Origin of the sequence: Streptomyces misionensis (assembly GCF_900104815.1) — a bacterium.
Lineage (GTDB): Bacteria > Actinomycetota > Actinomycetes > Streptomycetales > Streptomycetaceae > Streptomyces > Streptomyces misionensis.
Genome location: NZ_FNTD01000004.1, coordinates 2,725,750 through 2,749,548 on the forward strand (window position 1 = coordinate 2,725,750; position 23,799 = coordinate 2,749,548).

The 23,799-nt window shown below is 72.5% G+C and carries 21 protein-coding genes and 3 tRNA genes; 7 read left to right on the plus strand and 17 right to left on the minus strand.

What is annotated here, in order from left to right:
* The first annotated feature begins 87 nt into the window (after positions 1-87).
* On the plus strand, positions 88-777 hold the full coding sequence (locus BLW85_RS14030) for an ANTAR domain-containing protein (RefSeq protein WP_074992224.1): 690 nt from the start codon (positions 88-90) through the stop codon (positions 775-777).
* A gap of 306 nt (positions 778-1,083) precedes the next feature.
* Here BLW85_RS14030 and BLW85_RS14035 read toward each other — a convergent pair whose 3' ends face one another.
* The 4 genes from BLW85_RS14035 to BLW85_RS14050 form a co-directional block, all read right to left on the minus strand.
* Entirely contained in the window at positions 1,084-2,151 is a 1,068-nt protein-coding gene (locus BLW85_RS14035; RefSeq protein ID WP_074992225.1) for a fatty acid desaturase family protein, read from the minus strand.
* 223 nt (positions 2,152-2,374) lie between these two features.
* A tRNA-Ile gene (locus BLW85_RS14040) sits at positions 2,375-2,448 on the minus strand.
* A 177-nt stretch (positions 2,449-2,625) separates the two neighbouring features.
* Positions 2,626-2,698: transfer RNA gene (locus BLW85_RS14045), tRNA-Asn, on the minus strand.
* Between the two features lie 6 nt (positions 2,699-2,704).
* Positions 2,705-2,777, minus strand: a tRNA-Asn gene (locus tag BLW85_RS14050).
* A gap of 159 nt (positions 2,778-2,936) precedes the next feature.
* Between BLW85_RS14050 and BLW85_RS14055 the strand changes: the two genes are divergently transcribed.
* The 4 genes from BLW85_RS14055 to BLW85_RS14070 all read left to right on the plus strand — a co-directional run bounded on the left by BLW85_RS14055 (position 2,937) and on the right by BLW85_RS14070 (position 8,570).
* Positions 2,937-3,242 (plus strand): hypothetical protein, encoded by a 306-nt coding sequence (locus BLW85_RS14055; protein WP_070025220.1) that lies wholly within the window; start codon positions 2,937-2,939, stop codon positions 3,240-3,242.
* A 54-nt stretch (positions 3,243-3,296) separates the two neighbouring features.
* Positions 3,297-4,745, plus strand: a complete 1,449-nt coding sequence (locus BLW85_RS14060) for an FGGY family carbohydrate kinase (protein ID WP_070025219.1) — start codon at positions 3,297-3,299, stop codon at positions 4,743-4,745.
* A 163-nt stretch (positions 4,746-4,908) separates the two neighbouring features.
* Positions 4,909-6,642: an ABC transporter ATP-binding protein gene (locus tag BLW85_RS14065; RefSeq protein WP_074992226.1), complete on the plus strand. Its 1,734-nt coding sequence runs from the start codon at positions 4,909-4,911 to the stop codon at positions 6,640-6,642.
* Complete coding sequence (locus BLW85_RS14070; RefSeq protein ID WP_074992227.1) at positions 6,642-8,570, plus strand: ABC transporter ATP-binding protein; 1,929 nt, start codon at positions 6,642-6,644, stop codon at positions 8,568-8,570. The genes BLW85_RS14065 and BLW85_RS14070 overlap by 1 nt, the downstream gene beginning before the upstream one ends.
* Positions 8,571-8,618: 48 nt before the next feature.
* On the opposite strand, the gene BLW85_RS14075 is transcribed toward BLW85_RS14070, so the two are convergent.
* The 4 genes from BLW85_RS14075 to BLW85_RS14090 all read right to left on the minus strand — a co-directional run bounded on the left by BLW85_RS14075 (position 8,619) and on the right by BLW85_RS14090 (position 14,399).
* Positions 8,619-9,722 (minus strand): RNA polymerase sigma factor, encoded by a 1,104-nt coding sequence (locus BLW85_RS14075; RefSeq protein WP_403420185.1) that lies wholly within the window; start codon positions 9,720-9,722, stop codon positions 8,619-8,621.
* A gap of 78 nt (positions 9,723-9,800) precedes the next feature.
* Complete coding sequence (dnaG, locus tag BLW85_RS14080) at positions 9,801-11,708, minus strand: DNA primase (RefSeq protein ID WP_070025216.1); 1,908 nt, start codon at positions 11,706-11,708, stop codon at positions 9,801-9,803.
* Positions 11,709-11,754: 46 nt separating this feature from the next.
* Positions 11,755-13,020 (minus strand): NAD(P)/FAD-dependent oxidoreductase, encoded by a 1,266-nt coding sequence (locus BLW85_RS14085; RefSeq protein WP_074992228.1) that lies wholly within the window; start codon positions 13,018-13,020, stop codon positions 11,755-11,757.
* A gap of 104 nt (positions 13,021-13,124) precedes the next feature.
* On the minus strand, positions 13,125-14,399 hold the full coding sequence (locus BLW85_RS14090; RefSeq protein WP_074996070.1) for a deoxyguanosinetriphosphate triphosphohydrolase: 1,275 nt from the start codon (positions 14,397-14,399) through the stop codon (positions 13,125-13,127).
* 182 nt (positions 14,400-14,581) lie between these two features.
* Here BLW85_RS14090 and BLW85_RS14095 point away from each other — a divergent pair, with 182 nt between their 5' ends.
* Both BLW85_RS14095 and BLW85_RS14100 read left to right on the plus strand, forming a co-directional pair.
* A complete protein-coding gene (locus tag BLW85_RS14095) occupies positions 14,582-15,283 on the plus strand; it encodes a SanA/YdcF family protein (protein ID WP_074992229.1) in 702 nt (233 codons plus the stop codon).
* A 2-nt stretch (positions 15,284-15,285) separates the two neighbouring features.
* A complete protein-coding gene (locus BLW85_RS14100; protein WP_074992230.1) occupies positions 15,286-16,773 on the plus strand; it encodes a membrane-associated oxidoreductase in 1,488 nt (495 codons plus the stop codon).
* Positions 16,774-16,870: 97 nt separating this feature from the next.
* Here the strand turns inward: BLW85_RS14100 and BLW85_RS14105 are convergent, their stop codons facing one another.
* Genes BLW85_RS14105 through BLW85_RS14145 form a run of 9 tightly spaced genes read right to left on the minus strand, consistent with a single transcriptional unit; the run spans position 16,871 to position 23,752 of the window.
* Positions 16,871-17,347 (minus strand): CYTH domain-containing protein, encoded by a 477-nt coding sequence (locus BLW85_RS14105; protein ID WP_079172334.1) that lies wholly within the window; start codon positions 17,345-17,347, stop codon positions 16,871-16,873.
* Positions 17,331-18,059 carry an HAD family hydrolase gene (locus tag BLW85_RS14110; RefSeq protein ID WP_070025212.1) on the minus strand — a complete coding sequence of 243 codons (729 nt, stop codon included), beginning with the start codon at positions 18,057-18,059 and terminating at the stop codon, positions 17,331-17,333. Before BLW85_RS14110 ends, BLW85_RS14105 begins: the two co-directional genes overlap by 17 nt.
* Positions 18,047-18,712, minus strand: coding sequence for a hypothetical protein (locus BLW85_RS14115; RefSeq protein WP_070025211.1), 666 nt, complete (start codon positions 18,710-18,712; stop codon positions 18,047-18,049). Before BLW85_RS14115 ends, BLW85_RS14110 begins: the two co-directional genes overlap by 13 nt.
* Complete coding sequence (locus BLW85_RS14120; RefSeq protein ID WP_074992231.1) at positions 18,709-19,362, minus strand: MOSC domain-containing protein; 654 nt, start codon at positions 19,360-19,362, stop codon at positions 18,709-18,711. The genes BLW85_RS14115 and BLW85_RS14120 overlap by 4 nt, the downstream gene beginning before the upstream one ends.
* Entirely contained in the window at positions 19,359-20,315 is a 957-nt protein-coding gene (locus BLW85_RS14125) for a nucleoside-diphosphate kinase (protein WP_070025209.1), read from the minus strand. The genes BLW85_RS14120 and BLW85_RS14125 overlap by 4 nt, the downstream gene beginning before the upstream one ends.
* Entirely contained in the window at positions 20,312-21,283 is a 972-nt protein-coding gene (locus tag BLW85_RS14130) for an acetylxylan esterase (protein ID WP_074992232.1), read from the minus strand. The genes BLW85_RS14125 and BLW85_RS14130 overlap by 4 nt, the downstream gene beginning before the upstream one ends.
* A complete protein-coding gene (locus BLW85_RS14135; protein WP_070025207.1) occupies positions 21,270-21,488 on the minus strand; it encodes a (2Fe-2S)-binding protein in 219 nt (72 codons plus the stop codon). Before BLW85_RS14135 ends, BLW85_RS14130 begins: the two co-directional genes overlap by 14 nt.
* A complete protein-coding gene (locus BLW85_RS14140) occupies positions 21,485-22,426 on the minus strand; it encodes a nucleoside-diphosphate kinase (RefSeq protein WP_074992233.1) in 942 nt (313 codons plus the stop codon). Before BLW85_RS14140 ends, BLW85_RS14135 begins: the two co-directional genes overlap by 4 nt.
* Before the next feature lie 45 nt (positions 22,427-22,471).
* On the minus strand, positions 22,472-23,752 hold the full coding sequence (locus BLW85_RS14145) for a hypothetical protein (protein ID WP_239697830.1): 1,281 nt from the start codon (positions 23,750-23,752) through the stop codon (positions 22,472-22,474).
* Positions 23,753-23,799: the final 47 nt, after the last annotated feature.

Consider the following 23,799-nt stretch of genomic DNA (forward strand, 5'->3'; position numbering starts at 1 on the left):
CGCTCCGGGGCGCGGGCCGCGGGTGTAGCCGTCGGCAACGAGGGCAGGCGACCGGCGTGGCGCCAAGGACCGATCGGGAGGGGAGACATGACCTCAGCGGGACCAGCAGCCCACGGCCTGCTGCTGAACGCCCTGGCGATCGACGGCCGTACCGAGGGCCGCCGGGCGCTCCTCGCGGCGCACGGCGAACTGGTCCACGGGGCCCCGGACACCGTCGCCGAGACCCTCGCCGCGCTGCCGTCGGGCATCACCGAGGTGGAGCTGGACCTGGCCGGGGTGACCTTCATGGACACCACCGGGCTCGCCCTGCTGGACCTGCTGACCGAGTACGGCGTCCGGCAGGGCGTACGGGTCACCACGTGCCGCTGGCGGGGCCAGCCGCGCCGGGTCCTGGAGCTGATCGGCCTGGACACCACCGACCCGCTGCGCACCGGCCCGCCCCCGGGCTCCCCCGAGCGCACGGTCTCCGCGGTGGCCCGGGAACGCGCCGAGCAGCTGGCCGTGCTGCGCGCGGAGATCGCCCAGCTGCGTCACGCCCTGGACTCCCGCCCGGTGATCGACCAGGCCCGCGGCGTCCTGATGGCCGCCCACGGCTGCACCCCGGACACGGCCTGGGACATCCTGCGCGAGACCTCGCAGCGCACCAACACCAAGCTGCGCCACATCGCCGCCGCGGTCATCGCCAGCGCGGCGCCCGACGGCCCGCCCCCGCCGGACCCCTTGCGGGCGGCCCTGCGCGCGGCGGCGGCCCGCCATGCCTCCCGGGCGCGCGTGTGACGACGGTCAGTACGGCAGCACGCGCCCCGACGGCGTCCTGCGGTCGATCTCCTGCTCGCGCGGCGCGGTGGGCCGCCGGCTGACGCGTACCCGGATCCGACGGTCCATGACGTCTCCTCCCGACACCGGTAGGAGGTCCGTGCCCACGCCGGGTGGGCTTCAAGCCTCGGTGACCGGCATCCGCCGAAGTGCGCGGGTTCTTCCCGCCCTTTCCGTGACCGGGCGTCACCGCGGGGAACCGGCCACAGGCGCGCCGTGTGCGACGACCGGCCGCGCCCGGGTCAACCGGCTCCCGTCCTCGCCCACTTACGCCTGGCTTCCCCTCGCCGCCCCGCGTCGCCGCCTGATCGGTTCCCCCACCCGGTGCAGATGGGCGAGCGCCTCGCGGTAGGAGCGGAGCAGTCCGGTCTCGTGGTAGGGCACGCCGATCTCGGCGCAGTACCGGCGCACCACGGGCCGGGCGCGCCGCAGGTGCGGGGTGGGCATGCTCGGGAACAGGTGGTGCTCTATCTGGTAGTTGAGCCCGCCGAGCAGCACGTCGGTGAGCCGTCCACCGCGCACGTTGCGGGAGGTGAGCACCTGGCGGCGCAGGAAGTCGGGCCGTTCGTCGCCGCTGAAGGTCGGCATGCCCTTGTGGTTCGGCGCGAAGGTGCAGCCGAGGTAGACGCCGAACAGGCACTGGTGCACGGCGAGGAACGCCACCGCCTTGCCCGGCGGGAGCACCACGAACAGCGCGGACAGGTAGGCCGCCAGGTGCAGGAAGAGCAGGGAGCCCTCCAGCAGCCGGCTCTTCATCGACGGCGAACGCAGGGCCCGCACGCTCGCGACGTGCAGGTTGAAGCCCTCCAGGGTCAGCAGCGGGAAGAAGAGGTACGCCTGGTGGCCGCCGATGAGGCGGGCCGCGCCGCTGCTGGCACGGGCCTGGTCGGTGGACCACACCAGGATGTCCGGGGCGACGTCGGGGTCGAGGTCCTCGTGGTTGGGGTTGGCGTGGTGGCGGGTGTGCTTGTTCATCCACCAGCCGTAGCTCATGCCGATGCCGAGGTTGCCGAAGAGCCGGCCCCAGACCTCGCTCGGCCGGCGCCGCCGGAAGACCTGCCGGTGGGCCAGGTCGTGGGCGACCAGGGCCACTTGACCGAAGGCCAGCGCCAGGAAGGCGGCGACCAGGAGCTGCCACCAGGTGTCGCCGAGCGCGAGGAAGGCCCCCCAGCCCGCCGCCAGCAGCCCGATCACCACACCGAGGCGCAGCGTGTAGTAACCGGGGCGCCGCTCCAGCAGACCCGCCTCGGTGATGCGCCGGGAGAGGCGGGCGAAGTCGCTGCCGACGGCGGCGGATGTTCCCGCGGCCACGGGTTCCTGTGTGGAAATCGTCATGCCGTCGAGTCTCGCGACGGCCGTCCGCGCGGGACAGCCTGCCAGCCACCGGGCGGCAGGGGGGCCTGCCCCCCGGTCGGGCCAGGGGGCTGACCACACCCCGGCCCGGGCGGTGCGGCGTTTTCCTGGTCTGAACGAATGAACGGGGGCCGCCACTGTGGAGTGGCGGCCCCCGTTCTCGGGTCCCCGCGGATAGAAACGGTTGCGCGGGAGAGCCCTGCGGTGGGGCGGGTGGGACTCGAACCCACGGCCGACGGATTATGAGTCCGCTGCTCTAACCGGCTGAGCTACCGCCCCATAGCGGCGTGTCACGTACAAGTGTGCGCGCCGTCTGCCGCAGCATAGCCGCTCATACGATCTCCTGCTTCGGATGGTCGGCCTGCGCGCCGCTCATGACCTCGAGGACATCGGCGCGGGCCACGACGGTTCCCGCGGGCATGAAAAAGGACCCCTGAGGGGCCCTCGTTCAGCGTGCTCCCCCGACTGGACTCGAACCAGTAACCTGCCGGTTAACAGCCGGCTGCTCTGCCAATTGAGCTACGGAGGACCGAAGCTCCCCCGACTGGACTCGAACCAGTAACCTGCCGGTTAACAGCCGGCTGCTCTGCCAATTGAGCTACGGAGGATCGCCTCGTCTGCATCGAACGGACCTCCCCGGGTATTCGCCAGGGGGCGGTCGCTCGCTGCGACACATACATTAGCGCAAGCAGGGGGGTGCTCCGCCAATCGGTACCCTCGGGCACCTGCGTCGCACCAGACAACCACGCACGGGAAGGGTGGCAGCCATGCGCTACCGGCTCACGTTCATCGCCGGACTGGCCATCGGTTACGTACTCGGCACACGGGCCGGACACGAGCGCTACGAGCAGCTGAAGAAGTCCGCTCGTCAGATCGCCCAGAACCCCGCCGTACGCAACACCGCCGAGACCGCGGCCCAGCAGGGCCGCGCTTACGCGGGCAAGGCGTTCCACACGGTCTCGGACAAGGTCGGCGACCGCGTCCCGGACTCGGTCGCCCAGCGGGTCCGCTCCCTGAAGGACCGCACCACGGGCGGCACCGCGGGGGACGACTGGGGCACCAGCGCCACCTGACCCGGCGGCGCCCGGGGACCGGAGCCGGCGCGGTGATGCGGCAAAATCGTCCGCATGGGGATAGTCGCCGGTTTGGACAGCTCACCTGATTTCACCCGCATCGTGGTCTGCGACACAGACACCGGTGCCGTACTCAGGCAGGGGTACGCCCCCCATCCCGTCGAGCCGCCGGAAGGCACCCGCCCCAGCGACGTCGACCCCCAGGCCTGGCTCCTCTCCCTCGGTGAAGCCGCGGGCGGCGGACTGCTGGAGGGGGTCCAGGCCATCGGTGTCTCCGCGCAGCAGAACGCGCTGGTCCCGCTGGACGCCCAGGGCAACACCGTGCGCCCGGCGATGACCGGCGGGGACCGGCGCGCACAGGTCGCCGCGGCCGACCTGGTGGACGCGCTCGGCGGCCGGGAGGCCTGGGCGCACGCCGTCGGCTGTGTGCCGCAGTCCGCGCACCCCGTCACCAAGCTGCGCTGGCTGGCCAAGAACGAGCCGGAGAACGCGCGGCGCGTCGCCGTGCTGCTCCAGGCCCACGACTGGCTGGTGTGGCAGCTGCTCGGGCGCCCGGTGCGCCGTACCACCGACCGCGGCGGGGCCTCCGGCACCGGTTACTGGTCCGCGGCCACCGGTGTCTACCGCTCCGACCTGGTCGAGCTGGCGCTCGGCCACCAGGCGATGCTGCCGGAGGTGATCGGCCCGGCGGAGGCGGCCGGCACCACCCCGGAGGGGCTGCTGATCTCGGCCGGCACCGGGGAGACCATGGCCGCCGCGTTCGGGCTCGGGATCGGGCTCGGAGACGCGGTGGTCTCGCTCGGCGCCTCGGGCTCGGTGATGGCCGTGCACCCGGAGGCGCTGGCCGACCAGTCCGGGATGATCACCTCGCTCGCCGACGCCACCGGCATGCACCTGCCGGTCGTCACCACGCTGAACGCCGTACGCACCCTGCGCGGCACCGCCGAACTCCTCGGCCTGCCGGACCTGGAGGCCCTGTCCGAGCTGGCGATGAAGTCCACGCCGGGCGCGCACGGCCTGGTCCTGCTCCCCTATCTGGAGGGCGAGCGCACGCCGAACCTGCCGCACACCGCGGGCACCCTCGCCGGGCTGCGGCGCGAGTCGATGAAGCCGGAGCACCTGGCGCGGGCCGCGTTCGAGGGCATGCTGTGCGGGCTGGCCGACGCGCTGGACGTGCTGCGCGGGCGGGGCGTGGAGGTGCGGCGGATCTTCCTGCTGGGCCCGGCCGCCGAACTGCCCGCCGTGCAGGCCGCGGCGCCCTCGCTGTTCGGGGCGCAGGTCGTCGTGCCGCAGCCCGCGGACTACACGGCGATCGGCGCGGCCCGGCAGGCGGCCTGGGCGCTGGGCGTGTCGCAGGGCACCCTCGATCCGCGCACCCCGCCGGCCTGGCAGGGCGCGGCGGCGCAGGTGCTGGAGCCGGGCGAGGAGCTGGCCGTCGGGCAGGCGGTGCGGCAGCAGTTCACGGCGGTGCGGGAGCAGACCCACCCCGGCGCGTTCCAGTGAGTCGTACCAAATGCCGCAAACCGCACCGTAACCACCAACACCCATAAGGCCGTACGGAAATCCGCTGTTGGGTTAATCGGTTGAGGTAACGCGGGTGGAGTGTCCGACGATAGGGGCCAGGGGCAATCCGACTGCCCCTGTCGCCGACTCCGAGAGACGTAGCGTGCTCATACGACTTCTACGGACCTATCTCAGGCCCTACAAGAAACCCATCACCTTGCAGGTGCTGCTCCAGTTCGTGCAGACCTGCGCCACCCTGTACCTGCCCACCCTGAACGCCCACATCATCGACAACGGCGTCGTGAAGGGCGACACGGGCTACATCCTGTCGTTCGGCGCCCTGATGATCGGCATCTCGCTGGTGCAGGTCGTGTGCAACATCGGTGCCGTCTACCTGGGCGCGCGGACCGCCTCGGCACTCGGCCGGGACGTGCGCGGTGCCGTCTTCGACCGGGTGCAGTCCTTCTCCGCCCGCGAGGTGGGCCACTTCGGCGCGCCCTCGCTCATCACCCGTACGACCAACGACGTGCAGCAGGTCCAGATGCTGGTCCTGATGACGTTCACGCTGATGGTGTCGGCGCCCATCATGTGCGTCGGCGGCATCGTGCTGGCCCTCGGCCTGGACGTGCCGCTGTCCGGGGTGCTGGTCGCGGTCGTCCCGGTGCTGGCGGTGTGCGTGACGCTGATCGTGCGCCGGCTGCGGCCGCTGTTCCGCACCATGCAGACCCGTCTCGACAAGGTGAACCGGGTGCTGCGCGAGCAGATCACCGGCAACCGGGTGATCCGCGCCTTCGTCCGCGACGAGTACGAGCAGGCCCGCTTCGGGCGGGTCAACGGCGAGCTGACCGAGATGCAGCTGGCCACCGGACGGCTGCTGTCGCTGATGTTCCCGATGGTGATGACGGTGGTGAACGTGTCGTCCATCGCGGTGGTGTGGTTCGGCGCGCACCGCATCGACAGCGGCGGGATGCAGATCGGCGACCTGACCGCGTTCCTCGCCTATCTGATGCAGATCGTGATGTCCGTGATGATGGCCACCTTCATGTTCATGATGGTGCCGCGCGCGGAGGTGTGCGCCGAGCGCATCCAGGAGGTGCTGGAGACCGGTTCCAGCGTGCTGCCGCCGCTCGCCCCGGTCACCGAGCTGCGCCGGCACGGGCACCTGGAGATCCGCGCGGCCGGCTTCCGCTATCCGGGTGCCGAGGAGCCGGTGCTGCGCTCCGTCGAGCTGGTGGCCCGGCCCGGCGAGACCACGGCCGTGATCGGCTCCACCGGCAGCGGCAAGTCCACCCTGCTCGGGCTGGTCCCCCGGCTGTTCGACGCCACCGAGGGCGAGGTCCTGGTGAACGGCGTGGACGTCCGCGAGGTCGAGCCGGCGCTGCTGGCCCGGACGGTCGGGCTGGTCCCGCAGAAGCCGTACCTGTTCGCGGGCACCGTCGCCACCAACCTGCGCTACGGCAATCCGGACGCCACGGACGAGGAGCTGTGGCACGCGCTGGAGGTGGCGCAGGCCAAGGAGTTCGTGAGCAGGCTGGAGGGCGGTCTGGACGCGCCGATCGCCCAGGGCGGCACCAATGTGTCGGGCGGCCAGCGCCAGCGGCTCGCCATCGCGCGCACCCTCGTGCAGCGCCCCGAGATCTACCTCTTCGACGACTCCTTCTCCGCGCTCGACTACGCCACCGACGCGGCCCTGCGCGCCGCGCTGGCCCGGGAGACCGCGGAGGCGACCGTCGTGATCGTCGCCCAGCGGGTGGCGACCATCCGGGACGCGGACCGGATCATCGTCCTGGACGAGGGCCGGGTGGTCGGCTCCGGCCGGCACCAGGAACTGATGGCGGGCAACGAGACCTACCGGGAGATCGTGCTCTCCCAGCTGACGGAAGCGGAGGCCGCCTGATGGCCGGGCCCATGGGACGCATGATGGCCGGGGGGAGTCCCGACCAGCGGTCGATGGACTTCAAGGGGTCCGGCAAACGGCTGGTCGCCCAGTTCCGGCCCGAGCGGGCCACCGTCTGCCTGCTGCTGCTGTGCGTGGTCGTCAGCGTGACGCTGAGCGTGATCGGCCCGAAGATCCTGGGCAAGGCCACCGACCTGGTGTTCGCCGGCATCATCGGCCGGCAGATGCCCGCCGGGGCCACCAAGGAGCAGGTGCTGGCCGGGATGCGGGCCGAGGGCAAGGGCTCCATCGCGGACATGCTCCAGAGCACCGACTTCACGCCCGGCAAGGGCATCGACTTCGGCGCGGTCGGCGACGTGCTGCTGCTGGCGCTCGGCACCTTCCTCGTCGCCGGTCTGCTGATGGCCGTCGCCACCCGGCTGGTCAACCGGACGGTGAACCGCACGATGTACCGGCTGCGCGAGTCCGTGCAGACGAAGCTTTCGCGGCTGCCGCTGTCGTACTTCGACAAGCGCCAGCGCGGCGAGGTGCTGTCGCGGGCCACCAACGACATCGACAACATCGGGCAGACGCTCCAGCAGTCGATGGGCCAGCTGATCAACTCGGTGCTGACCATCATCGGCGTGCTGGTGATGATGTTCTACGTCTCCTGGATCCTGGCGCTGGTCGCGCTGGTGACCGTGCCGCTGTCCTTCGTCGTCGCCACCCGGGTCGGCAAGCGTTCGCAGCCGCACTTCGTGCAGCAGTGGCGTTCGACGGGCGCGCTCAACGCCCATGTGGAGGAGATGTACACCGGGCACACGCTGGTGAAGGTGTTCGGGCGGCAGGAGGAGTCGGCGAAGCAGTTCGCCGAGCAGAACGAGGCGCTGTACGAGGCCGCGTTCAAGGCGCAGTTCAACAGCGGTGTGATGCAGCCGCTGATGATGTTCGTGTCGAACCTGAACTACGTGCTGGTGGCGGTCGTCGGCGGGCTGCGGGTCGCGTCCGGCGCGCTGTCCATCGGTGATGTGCAGGCCTTCATCCAGTACTCGCGGCAGTTCTCGATGCCGCTGACGCAGGTCGCCTCCATGGCGAACCTGGTGCAGTCCGGCGTGGCCTCGGCCGAGCGGGTCTTCGAACTCCTGGACGCGGAGGAGCAGGAGGCGGACCCGGTGCCCGGCGAGCGGCCGGAACAGCTGCGCGGGCGCGTGGAGCTGGAGCACGTGTCCTTCCGGTACGACCCGGACAAGCCGCTGATCGAGGATCTCTCGCTCACGGTGGAACCCGGGCACACGGTGGCCATCGTGGGCCCCACGGGCGCCGGCAAGACCACGCTGGTCAACCTGCTCATGCGGTTCTACGACGTCTCCGGCGGGCGGATCACCCTGGACGGGGTGGACGTGCGCCGGATGACCCGGGACGAACTGCGGTCCGGGATCGGCATGGTGCTCCAGGACACCTGGCTGTTCGGCGGCACCATCGCGGAGAACATCGCGTACGGCGCCTCCCGCGAGGTGACCCGGGGCGAGATCGAGGAGGCCGCGCGGGCGGCGCACGCCGACCGGTTCGTCCGGACGCTGCCCGACGGGTACGACACCGTGATCGACGACGAGGGCACGGGGGTGAGCGCCGGTGAGAAGCAGCTCATCACCATCGCGCGCGCGTTCCTGTCCGACCCGGTGATCCTGGTCCTGGACGAGGCGACGAGTTCCGTGGACACCCGCACCGAGGTGCTGATCCAGAAGGCGATGGCCAAACTGGCCGCCGGGCGCACCTCGTTCGTGATCGCGCACCGGCTCTCCACGATCCGGGACGCGGACACGATCCTCGTCATGGAGAACGGCTCCATCGTCGAACAGGGCGCGCACGCCGACCTGCTGGCGGCGGGCGGGGCGTACGCCCGGCTGTACCAGGCGCAGTTCGCGCAGGCGGTGGCCGAGGTCGACTGACCGGAGGTCGGGAAGAGGGGGTCGTCGCGAGGCGGCCCCCTCTTTTCGTCAGTCCAGGTAGCCCCTCAGCTGGTCCGCGTAGGCGTGGTCCCTGAGCTTGGCGAGGGTCTTGGACTCGATCTGGCGTATCCGTTCGCGGGTGACGCCGAAGAGGCGGCCGATCTCCTCCAGGGTGCGGGGGCGGCCGTCGAGGAGGCCGTAGCGCAGCTGTACGACCTTGCGCTCGCGCTCGCCCAGCGTGGACAGCACCGCCTCCAGGTGCTGCTTGAGCAGGAGGAACGCGGCGGACTCCACGGGGCTCGCGGCGTCGCCGTCCTCGATGAGGTCGCCGAGCGCCACGTCGTCCTCCTCGCCGACCGGGGCGTGCAGCGAGACCGGCTCCTGGGCGAGGCGCAGCACCTCGCCGACCCGCTCGGGCGGGAGGTCGAGGTGGGCGGCGACCTCCTCGGGCGTCGGTTCGTACCCCCGCTCCTGGAGCATCCGGCGCTGCACCCGTACCACCCGGTTGATCAGCTCCACGACGTGCACCGGCACGCGGATGGTGCGGGCCTGGTCGGCGAGGGCGCGGGACATGGCCTGGCGGATCCACCAGGTGGCGTAGGTGGAGAACTTGTAGCCGCGGGCGTAGTCGAACTTCTCCACGGCCCGGATGAGCCCGAGGTTGCCCTCCTGGACGAGGTCGAGCATGGTCAGCCCGCGTCCCACGTACCGCTTGGCGACGGACACGACGAGCCGCAGGTTGGCCTCGATCAGCCGTCGCTTGGCCACCCGCCCCATGACCACCAGCCGGTCCAGGTCGTGCGCCAGCCCGCTGTCCAGGTCGGGGGTGCTGCCCAGCTTCTCCTCCGCGAACAGGCCGGCCTCCACCCGGCGGGCGAGTTCGACCTCCTCGGCGGCGGTGAGCAGCGGGATGCGGCCGATCTCGCGCAGGTACTGCCGGAACAGGTCGGCGGTGGGCCCCCCGTTCTCCGGATGCAGGGGAGCACGGCCCTGCGGGGGAACGGCCACGAGGAGGTCCGGGTCCGCGTCCGGTTCGTCCGCGCGGGCGCCGGTGCTGCTGTCGGCGGGGGTGAGGGTCTGGGTCTGCACGAGGGCGACCTCCAGGATGTTCACCGGACTCGGGCACCCCCAACAGTGTGGGGTACGACACATCGCTCCCACGAGGGGCGTGCGATGACTTTTTGCATCCGGTCCGTGACCCGCTGCTGACGACCGCCGGTCGGCAGCTGCTCAGAGCGCCTCCGCGCCCCGCGCCCGCAGGGACTGGTCGTACTGCTGGAGGACCCACATCTCGTTCTGGACCGCGGCCAGTTGGGCCGGGTCGCCGCCGGCGGACAGCCGGGTCATCTGGTACTCGATGTCGCGGATGCGGCGTTCCACGGCGCGGCGGCGGATCTGGACCAGGACCGTGCCGGCGTAGGTCTCGTCCACGGTGCGGCGCAGGATCGGTTCGACGGCCAGTTCGGTGACCATGGCGCGCACGGTGTCGTCCGGCGCGGCCTCGCGGACGCGGACCAGGTACTCCTGCGGGTCGGCCACCCCGTACTCCGCGCCGCCCGCCTCCGCGATGGCCTGGCGTACGGCGGCGTAGGGCGGGGCGGTGAACTCGTCCACCCCGTAGGCGTCGAACGCCGGGGAGACCAACTCGGGGCGCTGGAGGGCGAGTTTGAGCAGTTCGCGTTCGGCGGCGTACACCGGGTTGCGCAGTGTGAGGGCCGGGCCGGAGTTCGCCGGGCGCGGGGCCGACGCCCACTGCTGCTCCGGGCCGCGCGGGCGCTCCTGCTGGGGGCCCCTGCCGCCCCGGTCCCGGGCCCAGCGGGCCAGCTGGGCCACCCGGCGGACCACGAACTGGGTGTCCAGGATGCCCAGCAGCCCGGCCAGCTCCACCGCGACCTCGTGCTGCGCGCCGCTGTTCTTGATCCGGGCCACGATCGGCGCCGCCTCGTCGAGCGCGGCGGCCCGCCCCCCGGAGGTGTCCAGGTCGTACCGGCTCACGATCTGCCGCAGCGCGAACTCGAACAGCGGGGTGCGGGGTTCGACCAGGTCGGCCACCGCCTCGTCGCCCTTGGCCAGGCGCAGCTCGCACGGGTCCATGCCGTCCGGCGCGATCGCGATGTACGTCTCGGCGGCGAACTTCTGGTCGTCCTCGAACGCGCGCAGGGCGGCCTTCTGCCCGGCCGCGTCGCCGTCGAAGGTGAAGATCACCCGCGCCGATCCGTTGTCCATCAGCAGCCGGCGCAGGATCTTGATGTGCTCGCCGCCGAAAGCCGTGCCGCAGGTCGCGATGGCCGTGGTCACCCCGGCGAGGTGGCAGGCCATGACGTCGGTGTAGCCCTCGACCACCACCGCCCGGCTGGCCTTCGCGATCTCCTTCTTCGCCAGGTCGATGCCGTACAGGACCTGCGACTTCTTGTAGATCGCGGTCTCGGGGGTGTTCAGGTACTTGGGGCCGTTGTCCGACTCGTAGAGCTTGCGCGCGCCGAAGCCGACGACGTCGCCGCCGATGTCCCGGATCGGCCACATCAGCCGGCCCCGGAAGCGGTCGATGGGCCCGCGCCGGCCCTCCTGGGCCAGGCCGGAGAGGATCAGTTCCTTGTCGCTGAAGCCCTTGCCGCGCAGGTAGCGGGTGAGGTGGTCCCAGCCCTGGGGGCTGTACCCGACGCCGAAGTGCACCGCCGCGGCCTGGTCGAAGCCGCGCTCGGCGAGGAAGACCCGGCCGGTCTCCGCCTCGGGGCTGGTGGCCAGCTGCTCGGCGTACCACTGCGCGGCGATCTTGTGCGCCTCGACCAGCCGGATCCGCTCGCCGCGCTGGTGGGCCGGGTTGTACCCGCCCTCCTCGTAGCGCAGCGTGATCCCGGCCTGGGCGGCGAGCCGCTCCACCGCCTCCGAGAAGGAGAGGTGGTCCACCTTCATCACGAAGGTGATGGTGTCGCCGCCCTCCTGGCAGCCGAAGCAGTGGAAGAGTCCCTTGCTGGGGCTGACCTGGAAGGACGGCGACTTCTCGTCGTGGAACGGGCACAGCCCCTTGAGGTTGCCGCCGCCCGCGTTGCGCAGCTGGAGGTATTCGGAGACCACGGCGTCGATCGGGACCGCGTCCCGTACCGCCTTCACGTCCTCGTCGTTGATCCGTCCTGCCACGGATGAATTCTACGGGGCGCGCGGACGGTCCCGGGGCGGCCGGGGCTCAGGGGAGCAGGCGGTCCAGGGGCACGTGGGGGTCGGCGAGCGCGTCCGTGTCGACCCGGCTCCGGGCGCGCACCAGCTTCTGGATCGGCTCCGTGACGTTCCACACGTTCACGTTCATCCCGGCCAGCACCCTGCCCTCCCGCAGCCAGAACGCGATGAACTCGCGCCGGCCCATGTCGCCCCGGATGACCACCTGGTCGTACGTGCCCGGCGGCGCCCACCCGCTGTACTCCATGCCCAGGTCGTACTGGTCGGTGAAGAAGTACGGCACCCGGTCGTACACCGAGTCCTGTCCGAGCATCGAGCGCGCGGCGGCCGGTCCGCCGTTGAGCGCGTTGGCCCAGTGCTCGACCCGGATCCGCTCGTCGAACAGTGCCAGCGGGAAGGCGGCGACGTCCCCGGCCGCGTGGATGTCGGGGTCGGAGGTGCGCAGCCGCTCGTCCACCACGATGCCGCCGCCGCGTGCCCGCTCGGCGATCTCCAGGCCCGCGGCCTGGGCGAGCGCGACCCGGGGGGTGGCGCCGATCGCCGCGAGGACGTCGTGCGCCGGGTGCTCCTCGCCGTCGTCGGTGCGCACGGCGAGGACCATGCCGTCCTGGCCGACGATCTCGGTGAGCCGGCGCCCGAAGTGGAAGCGGACCCCGTGCTCGCGGTGCAGCTGGGCGAAGACGTTGCCCAGCTCGGGGCCGAGCACGCCGTGCAGCGGGGTCGGCTCCGGTTCGATCACCGTGACCTCCGCGCCGTACTCGCGGGCCGCCGCGGCGATCTCCAGGCCGATCCAGCCGGCGCCGGCGATCACCAGGTGTCCGTTGTCCCGGCCGAGGGAGGCCAGCACGCCCTTGAGCCGTTCGGCGTGGGCGAGGCGGCGCAGATGGTGCACGCCGGCCAGGTCGGTGCCGGGGATGTCCAGGCGGCGGGGCTCGGCGCCGGTCGCGAGGAGCAGCTTGTCGTAGCGGACGAGGGTGCCGTCGTCGCCGTAGCGCACCGTCTTGGCCGTACGGTCGATGCGGTCGACGCTCTGGCCGAGGTGCAGCTCGATGTCGTTGCGCGCGTACCAGGCGGGCTCGTGCACGAAGACGCTGTCGCGCTCCTCCTTGCCGAGCAGGAAGCCCTTGGACAGCGGCGGGCGCTCGTAGGGGTGGTCGCGTTCGTCGCAGATCAGTATCACCCTGCCGGTGAAGCCTTCCGCGCGGAGCGTCTCGGCCGCCTTCGCTCCCGCGAGACCACCGCCGACGATCACGAATGTCTGATCCGCGTCGACCACTTGTCTGCCTCCTCGTAAGGGTGCCGCCACATGCGAGCGTCCCGCACCGGGCGTGCTGCGGGAAGGGGGAGTGACCCGATCAGGCCACCGGTGACACGTTCCTCTCACATGTGCCCCGTCAGTCTCGCGTGCAGCGAGAGCGCGGAGGCGTCGGTGAGGGACGCGATCTGGTCGACGATCACCCGCTTGCGCGCGTGGTCGTCGGACGCCTTGTCGAACAGGGCGCGGAACTGCGGGTCCAGGCCGTCCGGGGCGCGGGCGGTGAGCGCCTCGGCCAGCTCGGCGACGATGACCCGCTGGTCGGCGCGGAGCCGCTCCTGCTCGGCGCGCTGCATCACGTACCGGTCGGCGACCGCCTTGAGCACCGCGCACTCCGTCCGGGTCGCGCGGGGTACGACCAGTTCGGCGCCGTAGCGGGTGAGCCGGCCGCTGCCGTACGCGGCGCGCGTGGCGCCCTCGGCGGCCAGGCAGAAGCGGCCGATGAGCTGGCTGGTGGCGTCCTTGAGCCGGGCCTGGGCGACCGCGCTGCCGTCGTAGCCGTGCGGCCACCACTCGGCGGCCTGGAGGCGGTCGAGGGCCTCGGCGAGTTCGGCGGGATCGGTGTCCGCGGGGACGTAGCGGCCGACGGCCACCTCGAACACCGCCTGCCGTTCGGGCTCGGCGTACAGGCAGTTGGGGTCGATGTGGCCGGCGTGCAGGCCGTCCTCGACGTCGTGCACCGAGTAGGCCACGTCGTCGGACCAGTCCATGACCTGTGCCTCGAAGCAGGTGCGGAGGCCGGGGGCCTCGGCCCTGACCCAGTCGAAGACCGGGCGGTCGTCCTCGTACACCCCGAACTTCGCGGAGGCCGGGTCGGTCGGGTGGGCGCCGCGCGGCCAGGGGTACTTGGTGGCGGCGTCGAGGGTGGCGCGGGTGAGGTTGAGGCCGACGGAGCCCTCCGCGGTGAACCGCTTGGGTTCGATGCGGGTGAGCAGCCGCAGGGACTGGGCGTTGCCCTCGAAGCCGCCGCAGTCGTCCGCGAACTCGTTCAGCGCCGCTTCGCCGTTGTGGCCGAAGGGCGGGTGGCCCAGGTCGTGGGAGAGGCAGGCCGCCTCGACCAGATCGGGGTCGCAGCCGAGGGCGGCGCCCAGTTCCCGGCCGACCTGGGCGCACTCCAGGGAGTGGGTGAGCCGGGTGCGGGGGCTGGCGTCCCAGGCCTGGCTGTGGCTGCCCGGGGTGACGACCTGGGTCTTGCCGGCGAGGCGGCGCAGCGCGGCGGAGTGCAGGACGCGGGCCCGGTCCCGCTGGAAGGCGGTGCGCCCCGGGCGTTTGTCGGGCTCGGGGGCCCAGCGCTCCAGGGCGGCGGGACCGTAGGGATCGGGGGGTGCGCTGCCTGCCATGCTCCGACAGTAAGCGCCGCGGGTGACAAACGGGGGGTGCCGGGTGGCCCAGTCGGACGGCGCGTTGGGGAATCCGGCCGCCGCGGCGAAGCGGAATCGCACACCGGAGCGAACCGGATCGGCGCGGGCGGCGTCCTCCATGGTCGGAACCGGACTCCGGAATCCGTAGCGAGGGGGGCTGTATGAGGATCCGTCGACCGCGGCTGCCGCGCACGCGCGCCGGGCAGCGGCGGCTGGTGCAGGCCGCGATGGCCGCCTGTGTGCTGGCGCTGGCCCCGGCCACCTGGCTGTTCACGTCCACGGCGGACCGGCTGCGCACGGTGGCCGACGTGCCGTCGGCGCCGGTCGCGGTGGTGTTCGGAGCCGGGCTGTGGAACGGCGGGCCCTCGCCGTACCTGGCGCACCGGCTGGACGCGGCGGCGGCGCTGTACCACGCGGGCCGGGTCAGGGCCGTGCTGGTCACCGGGGACAACAGCCGCAAGGACTACGACGAGCCGGACGCCATGCGCGCCTACCTCACCCGGCACGGGGTGCCGGGCGGGAAAGTCGTGCGCGACTACGCCGGGTTCGACACCTGGGACTCCTGTGTGCGGGCCCGGAAGATCTTCGGCGTCGACCGCGCGGTGCTGGTCAGCCAGGGCTTCCACATCCGCCGGGCGGTGGCGCTGTGCGAGGCGGCGGGGGTGGACTCCTACGGCGTCGGGGTCGACGCCAAGCACGACGCGACCTGGTACTACGGCGGCGCGCGCGAGGTGTTCGCGGCGGGCAAGGCGGCACTGGACGTGGTGTTCCGGCCGGACCCGACGTTCCTCGGGCCCCGGGAGCAGGGGATCGCCAAGGCGCTGGCGGCGTCCGGGGGTCCGGACCGGCGCGGGGACGGCTGAGCGTGGAGATCACGGATCTGACGCCCGCCGAGCGGCGGGTCCGGGACGCCTTTCCGCTCGGCGAGGGGGTCGACCTGCGGGAGCGGCCCGACTCCCCCGAGGACGCGGACGACGATCCCGCGCGGGGCGCCGGATGGGGGCCCGAGCGCACCCTGCGGGCCGAGTTCCTGCGCGAGTTGCTGCTGACCGGGCCGGTACGGGAGGGCCGTACGGCCGGCCTGAAGGTGACGGGCGCCCGCGTCACCGGCCGCCTCGACCTCCGGTACGGCACCGTCGCCCACCCGGTGCGGCTGCGCTCCTGCCACTTCGAGCAGGCGCCGGACCTGTACGGGGCGCGGGTGGGCGCCCTGGTCCTCAGCGACTCGGTGCTGCCGGGGCTGACGGCCGGGGCGCTGCGCGCCGACGGGGTCCTGCGGATCACCTGCTGCCGGTTCACGGGACCGGTGCGGCTGCAAGGGGCCAAGCTGGCGGGGGCGTTCTTCGCCAACGGCGCGCGGCTGGGCACGCCCGGCGAGACCCCGGCGGAGCCCGTGCTCCAGCTCAACCACGCGGAGGTGGGCACGGACGTCTGGGCGCCGGGGCTGGTGGCGCACGGCAGGGTGCAGCTGAACGGAGCCGTCGTCGGCGGGCAGGTGAACCTCAACGACGCGGTGCTGGACGCCCCCGGCGACACCGCGCTGCACGCCGAGGTCCTGGCGGTCGGCACCGATCTGCACGCGATGCGGCTGCGCGTCCGCGGCCGGGTCAATCTGGGCGGCGCCCGCATCCCCCGCCAGCTCAACCTGGCGCACGCGCGGCTCGCCAACCCGGGCGGGCAGGCGCTGCGCGCCAGCAGCGGCGTCATCGGGGAGCTGTGGCTGCGGGAGGCCGCGCCGATCGAGGGGACCGTCAATCTGCGCCGCGCGCAGCTCGATCTGCTGCACGTGCCGCCCGGGGTGTGGCCGGACCGGGTGCAACTCGACGGGCTGGCCTACCGGGTGCTCACCCCGCACCTGCCCGCCGAGCAGCGGCTGCCGCTGCTGGAGCGCGAACCGGACGGCTATCTCCCGCAACCCTACGAGCAGTTGACCACGGCGTACCGCACGGTGGGGGACGACGCCGCGGCCCGCACCGTCCAGCTGGCCAAGCTGCGCCGGCACCGCCGCACCCTGCCGCCGTACGCCCGGCTGTGGGGCTGCCTCCAGGACGCGGCCGTCGGCTACGGCTTCCGCCCGATGCGTGCCGCGGGCTGGCTGCTGCTCCTGCTGTGCACGGGCACCCTGGTCTTCGCCCTGCACCACCCGCCGGCCCTCAAACCGTCCGGGGCGCCCGCCTTCAACCCGCTCTTCTACACCCTCGACCTGCTGCTCCCCGTCATCGACTTCGGCCAGGAACCGGCGTTCGCCCCGCGCGGCGCCTACCAGTGGCTGTCCTTTCTGCTGATCGCCCTGGGCTGGGTCCTGGCGACGACGATCGCGGCGGGCATCACGCGCTCGCTGAACCGGCAGTAGGAACCGGGCGGGGAGGCGATGTCCTCCGGCGGCCGGTGTCGCGGTCGAACCGGCGCCGCCCCGCGCCCGGGCGGGTGCGGGGCGGCGGCCGTGACCGTCAGGGCGCGAGCGGGCCGAGGCCCTCCGTCGCCAGCCGGCGGTTGCGGTACCGCTTGTCGCCGGTGATCTCCGGTCCGAACCACCGCGGCGGGGTGAAGGCCCGCGCCGCCTCCTCCGAGGGGAACTCGACCTCGACGGTGCGCAGACCGGACAGCTCCTCCTCGTACACGTCGACGTAGGCGAGGGTGTCGCGGACGGGCACGGAGTGCCGGGTCTTCACCAGCCGGGCACCCGCCGTGGCCGGCCACAGATCGCCGAACTCCGACTCGGTGAGCGGGAGTTCGACCTCGACCCGGGACAGCTCGCCATGTCCGTGCTTGACCCCGAGGACGCACCGGCCCGCGATGCGGCGCACCCGCACCTCGGTGCCCGTGCCGGTGACCGCGAGATAGCCCTGTTCGATGGGCTCGGTCGCCACGGCGGGCGGCACCGGCTCCGCGCCGAGCAGGAACTTGCGCTCAATCTCCAGCGGCACCGGACACCTCCCCCGTGCCGTGCGCGGCGACCAGCTCCGGCAGCCGGCGCATGTCGGTGAAGACGGCCGTCGCGGTCCCCGTGAGCCATTCGGCCGGGGTGAGGCCGCCCGCGTACCCGAAGGAGCGCATCCCGGCGGCGGCGGCCGCCTGGACGCCGAACCTGCTGTCCTCCACCACGACGCACCGGGACGGGTCGACGCCCATCCGCCGTGCGGCGTGCAGGAAGAGGTCCGGCGCGGGCTTGCCCCGCGCCACCTCGTGGGCGCTGAAGACACGGCCCTCGAACCGCTCGTAGAGCCCGACCCGGCCGAGGGTGTGCCGCATCTTCTCGTGGCTGCCGCTGGAGGCGATGCACCAGTGCCGCGCGCCCAGGCCCGCGGCCTCCAGGCCGTCCAGGGCCTCGGTGATGCCGTCGACCGCGGTGAGGTCCTCGTCCACCGCCTTGGCGTGCATCTCCCGGAACCGCTCGTCCCAGATCCGGGCGGTCTCGGCGCCGAGCCGCTCGGCGATCTGCTCGCCGATCGAGGTGGTCGAGCGGCCGACGAAGCGGTTCATGACGTCGGACTCGCTCAGCGGCCAGCCCAGTTCGGCGCCCAGGGCGACATGGGTGCGCACCGCGATCGGCTCGCTGTCGACGAGTACGCCGTCGCAGTCGAAGATGACGAGCGAGACGGCCGTGCGGGGGGTGGCGGTCGCGGTCAACGGATGCATCCCTGGCTGATCAGCAGCTGCCGGATCTCCTCGACGCGCTCGGCGCCGAGCCGGCGCCGGGCCTGGTCCTCGGGCTTCTCGTCCTTCTGGCCGTACTGCCACCAGGCCTCGCCGTTGTCGCGGTTCATCACGAGGAAGCGGTTCTTCTCGGAGGGGCCGCGGACGATCAGGGAGGTGGTGTCGGGCGGGGAGGCGACGGTGTGCACCATCGTGTGCCGGATCACATAGCCGGAGCCGGCGACCTCCTCGCGCACCAGGGCCGGCGTGCCGATCCGGGTGTCGGGATCCAGCTCGTCGTAGTCGCCGTAGAGGTGGTGCTGGTAGCTGCCGTGCAGGATGCGCGAGCCGAAGCTCCAGCGGTGGTTGTGCGGCCGGTCGAAGTCGCTGCCGGTGAAGACGTGCAGCCTGATCCGTACGTCGCTGGCCTTGTCGTTGACGAGGACGACCCGGTCGAGCTCCTGGAGCCGCTCGCACTGGTTCAGCAGCTCCGGGGTGGCCAGCACATGGTCGAAGGCGTCGTTGAGCCAGGTCGGGTGGGTCACCAGCGCTTCGAGGAGGTCCTCCATCGGCCGGTGCAGGGCGGGCATGTCGGACCAGTCGAGGGCGGCCAGGCGGGCCGGGTCGATCAGGGGCTGGGATGCGGTGGTGGTCATCGGACGGATGTCTCCTGGGGGTGCGTGGCCAGCCACTTGCGGGCCTTCTCGTGGTGTTTGGGCAGCATCTGGGGGGCGTCCAGGAAGCGGGGCATCAGGTGCGGCTCGGTGGTCAGCGCCCTGAGCATGTAGCCGATGGTCACCCCGTGTCCGGGCCGCTCGATGATCTCGATGGGATCACCCGCCCCGATGGTTCCCTCCTTCAGCACACGCAGGTAGGCGCCCGGGGCGCCGTGCGCGATGAAGCGCTTGACCAGGTCCGGGACGTCCCAGAAGCCCGCGAAGACGCGGCAGGGCTTGCGGGCCCGGATGACCTCGAAGACCGCCTCGCCGATGGCCCAGCGCTCACCGACCTCGGCGCCGGTGATGTCCAGGCCGGTGGTCGAGAGGTTCTCGCCGAAGTTGCCCGGACGGATCTCGCGGCCCAGCTCCTCCTCCCAGAAGACGGCGTCCTCGCGGGCGAAGGCGTACACCGCCTTGTCGGGGCCGCCGTGCACCCGCCGGTCGGCGACCAGGTCGCCTTCGAGTCCCTCGTGGCGGGCCATGACCCGGTGGGCCACCGGCCGCTTGTCGATGCCGCTGTAGCCGAGGGTGGCCCAGGGGCCCCGCCGTTCCACGGCGAGGTTGAGGGTGGTGAGCACGGCGGTCACGAGGCGACCCCGTCCAGTCGCCGCGGCCGCCAGGCCTGCGTGACGTTGGGCACGGTGGGGGTCACGCCCTCGACGTTCATCGCGGTCAGCAGATGGGTGACGACGGTCAGCAGGTCCCAGCGGTGCGGATCGTCCAGGGACGTGCGGTGGGTCAGGTCGAGCATCTCCCTGAGGCCGGGGCGCCGGCCGCCCTCCGCCGCGAGCGGCCCGTCGGCCGCGGCGAGCCGGCGCCAGCTGGCCTCCAGGTCGAAGTCGTGCTCGGGGTGCCGGTCCTCCAGCTCCTGGAAGATCTCCAGGGCGTCGGGGCGGGCGTCGTGATCGTCCAGGATGCGGCGGCGGATCAGCTCGCGCCGGGGCTCGTCGCAGATGACGGCGAGTTCGCGCAGCACGTCCGCGGGCTCGTCCGAGATGTGCGTGAAGTTGAACAGGCCGCTGACCACGCCCAGTTGGTGGCGCAGGTGCTCCGGCTCGCGCTGGGCCGGGTCGGCCGGGCCCTTGAGCGCGTTGAGCCGTACGGCGGCGGGGACGGCCCCCGGCCGCCAGTGCTCGTCCCGCAGGACCAGCGCCACCGTCTCGGTGCTGGGCAGGATGACGTCCATGGCCTCGATGCGCTCGCGGCTCGCGATGTTGAACTGGTAGCGCCAGACCTCGCGGATCGTCATCCGGTCGTGCCGGAAGCGCACCGCGTCCACCGGGTGGAAGCCCGCCTCCCGCAGGATCCGCAGCGCGGGCCGCAGCCTGCGCCCCGCGGTCGCCTCGGACTTGAGCATGCACAGCGCGATGCCGAGCATCCGCTCGGTGATGTCCCCGAAGGTCCAGACGGCCTCGCGGAAGTACTGGTCGACCGCGTAGAGATCGGCCTTGCGCTCCGACCAGGTGACGGTCTCCAGGAGGCCGGCGGGGACCTCGGTCAGCCGGGAGACGGGCGGACTCTGCGGATGCAGGCGTCTCATCTGTCGTGTCCTTCCTGCCAGAACGCGGGGGCGGGCGGGGCGGCCTGGGCGAAGACGCCGGCCAGGAACTCCGCCTCGGCGAGCCGGAGCGGGGTGTTGGGCGCGGCGTGCTCGGCCAGCGGCCAGGTCAGCAGCCGTTTGGGCGCCGGGTAGCGGGCGTGTGCGGCGTAACCGGTCTCCGGCAGGCAGCGCTGGTCTTGGCCGGCCACGGAGAACAGCGCCGGGCAGCGGCCGTACGCCGCCAGCTCGGCGACGTCGAAGAGAGCGAGCGTCCGCGCCGCGCGCGGCACCAGGTCCGGGTAGGACTCGGCGAAGCGCAGCAGCTCCCGGTAGGGCTGCCGGTCGGGGACCCGGGTCGGATCGGGCAGCGCGGCGAGGAAGGGCGACTCGACGAGCGCGGCGCCGACCAGCGGGCTCAGCACCGCCGCCGCCAGGGCCAGTTGGCCGCCCTGGCTGCGGCCGGTGGTGGCGATGCGGCCGGCGTCGACGCCCGGGTGCCCGGCGGCCACGGCGACGGCGCGCACCGCGTCGACGTACGCGTCCCGGTAGTAGTACGTGGCGGGGTCGAGGATGCCGCGCGTGACGAAGCCCGGCACCTGGGGGTGGGTGAGGCCGACGGGGTCCGGGGTGGCGCCCGCGCGGCCGCCCGCGCCGCTCTGGCCGCGGGTGTCCACGACGAGCGTGGCGTAGCCGAGGGCGGGCCACAGCACGCTGTCCAGGACGTGGCCGCGGCCTTCGCCGTAGCCGAGGAACTGGACGGTGCACGGCGCCGGACCGTCGGCCGCGCGGCTCCCGGGCAGGATCAGCCAGGCCGCGACGCGGTGGCCGTGCGCCCCGGCGAAGGAGACGTCGTACACGTCGCAGCCCGCCAACGGCGTGGCCACGGAGGTCAGTTGTACGTCGAGGGGCAGCTCGGCGGCCTCGGTGAGGGTGGCGTGCCAGAACCGCCCGAGTTCATCGCCGGGCATGGCTCGCCGCCTTTTCGAGGTCGCTCACGGCCGGGTCGCCGAAGTCCTCGACCAGTTCCTCCAGCATCTCGTGGCAGTCGCCGCAGCCCCGCCCGGCGCCGCAGCACTCCCCCAGCCCCTCGACGGTCGTGACGCCCCGGCGGATCCAGCCGACGATCTCGTCCTCGCCGACCTGGTAGCAGACGCAGATGCTGCCGCCGCTCATGCCTGCTCCTGCCACGCGGTGAGCAGCACGTTGGGGTAGATGCGCTCGATGCCGGGGGTGTTGAAGCGCACGGTGGCGGTCAGCACCGACAGCAGGTCCCACAGGTCGCCGGGGTCGGCGTCCGGGTGGTGGGCCGCCTGGAGCAGTTCGGCGGCGGTGACGGCGGTGCCCCGGGCGCGCAGCCGGGCGAGTGCCCCGGCCGGCGAGCCGGCCTCTTCGAGGCGCCGCCAGCTGCGGTCGGGGTCGAGGTCGTGGGGGGCGACGGTGTCCTCGACGTCCGCGAAGACGCGGGTCACCTCGTCGGTGGCGTCGTGGCCGGACACCATCCGGTCGCGGACCCGTTCGCGGCGCCCGGGTTCGAGCAGCAGCCCGAGGTCGCGCAGCACGTCGAGGGGCTCGTCGGTGGTGTGGATGAAGTTGAACAGCCCGTTGAGCGCGCCCAGCCGCTCGCGCAGGTGCTCCGGCCTGCGCCGTTCGGCGGTCGCCGGGCCCTTGAGAGAGGCCAGCCGGACGGCGGCCGGTACGGCGCCGGGCCGGTGCCGCTCGTCGCGCAGCACGAGCAGCACGCAGTCCAGGGAACGCAGGTACAGCTCCATGGTGGCGATGCGCTCGCGGTCGGCGAAGTTGAGCTGGAAGCGCCAGGTCTCGCGGATGGTCAGCCGGTCGTGCCGGAAGCGCACCACGTCGACCGGGCGGAACCCGTTGTCGCGCAGTGCCTGTAGGGCGGTGCCGTAGCGCCGCCCTACAGCGGCATCGGGCTTGAGGACGCAAAGGGCGGTGCGCAGCAGTTCGTCCGTGTGGTCGCCGAACGTCCAGGCGGCCTCCCGGGTGTAGGTGTCCGTACCGAACAGCCGCTCCTTGACCGGCGAGCGGGTGACGGCCGCCAGCAGGCCGGGCGGTATGTCGTGGGGGCGCTCGGCGGAACGCTGCGTCTCCATTCCTGTGCTCCTCATGTTCGCCTCGTTCTCTTCGGGTGGGCGCGCTCAGATCAGGGCGCGGCGCTGCCGCTCGGCATCCACGTGGCAGCCCTGCGCGAACCGGCCGGCGGCGAGGTCCACCCCCGGGAAGAAGGTGCGGTACGCGGTGAAGGAGACCAGGTGCCAGATGTCGGCCTCGGGCACGCCCAGGGCGCGGACGTTGGCGATCTGCTGGTCGATGGGCTGGGTGCCGGCGGCGACCACGCCCTGCTCCTGGTACCACAGGTCGCTGCCGGGCTCCTGGTGCAGGTCCTGGCCGGCCAGCCGGGCGACGTCGCTGCGGTCCGTCATCAGCATCATGTTGCGCGGTCCGACGATCTCGATGGCCCGCTTGGCGATGGCGAAGTCGACGTGCTCGCCGTCGAAGTTGAGGCAGGCGGCGATGCGGCCGGCGTGCGCGCCGCGCATGATGGCGGCCGGCACCGGTCCGACCTGCTCGTGCAGGTCGGCGAGGTTCCAGGACGGCAGGTCGTACTGGGCGAGCAGCGCGTCCCGGTTGGCGCGCGCCTTGGAGGTGCGGAACGCGTGCTTGATCAGCAGCGGCATCTCGTTGAAGAGGTGGTCGGTGACGACCCGGACGCCGTCGTGCGGGCACTCGGCGGCCTCGGCCGCGGCCAGCACCTCCTCGATGCAGTCGGCGCCGAGCTGCGGGTTCTCCTTGGCGAAGTGCCCCAGCGCCGGGCGGACGCCGCTCTCCACGAGGCGGGTGACGATCCACTCCAGGGACGGGTGGTCCGGGGTGAACTGGGCGGCCAGGTACGAGCTGGACTGGAGGGCGTCCGGCGACAGCATGATGTAGACGAGGCCCAGCGGGCCGCAGCTCGCGAGCTTCTCCCACTCCTCCTTGGAGGGCGCCCACACGGAGCTGGCCGGGGTGCCGCCGAAGCTGGCGACGAGCGGGCCCTCCAGGGCGATGGCCGGCACGAACGGGAGCTTGCCGTCGGCCTTCAGCGCGGCGAAGCCCCGCATGAACTCGACGAATCCGTCGAGGCGTTCCTGGCGCAGGTACAGGGTCGGGATGCACAGCAGGCCCTCGGAGGCGGCGTGCTTGTCGACCTCGAAGAGGTCGATCTCCGCGAAGTTGGAGAAGTCGACGCTGCCCAGGCCGTGGCAGTGCACCTCGACGGGGAGCGAGGGGACCAGGTACGGCTCGGTGTCGCCGAGCGGCGCGGCCGTCAGCGGGCCGGGGGTGATCAGGCCGTCCTGGTGCTGTACCGGACCGGAGAAGGTGCCGCGCGGGTCGATCCAGGCGTTCGCGGACCAGGTGGATGGCAGGCTGTTGTTCACTTGTCTTCTTTCTTTTCCGGGACTGTTCAGGCGTTTCTCTTCCGGAC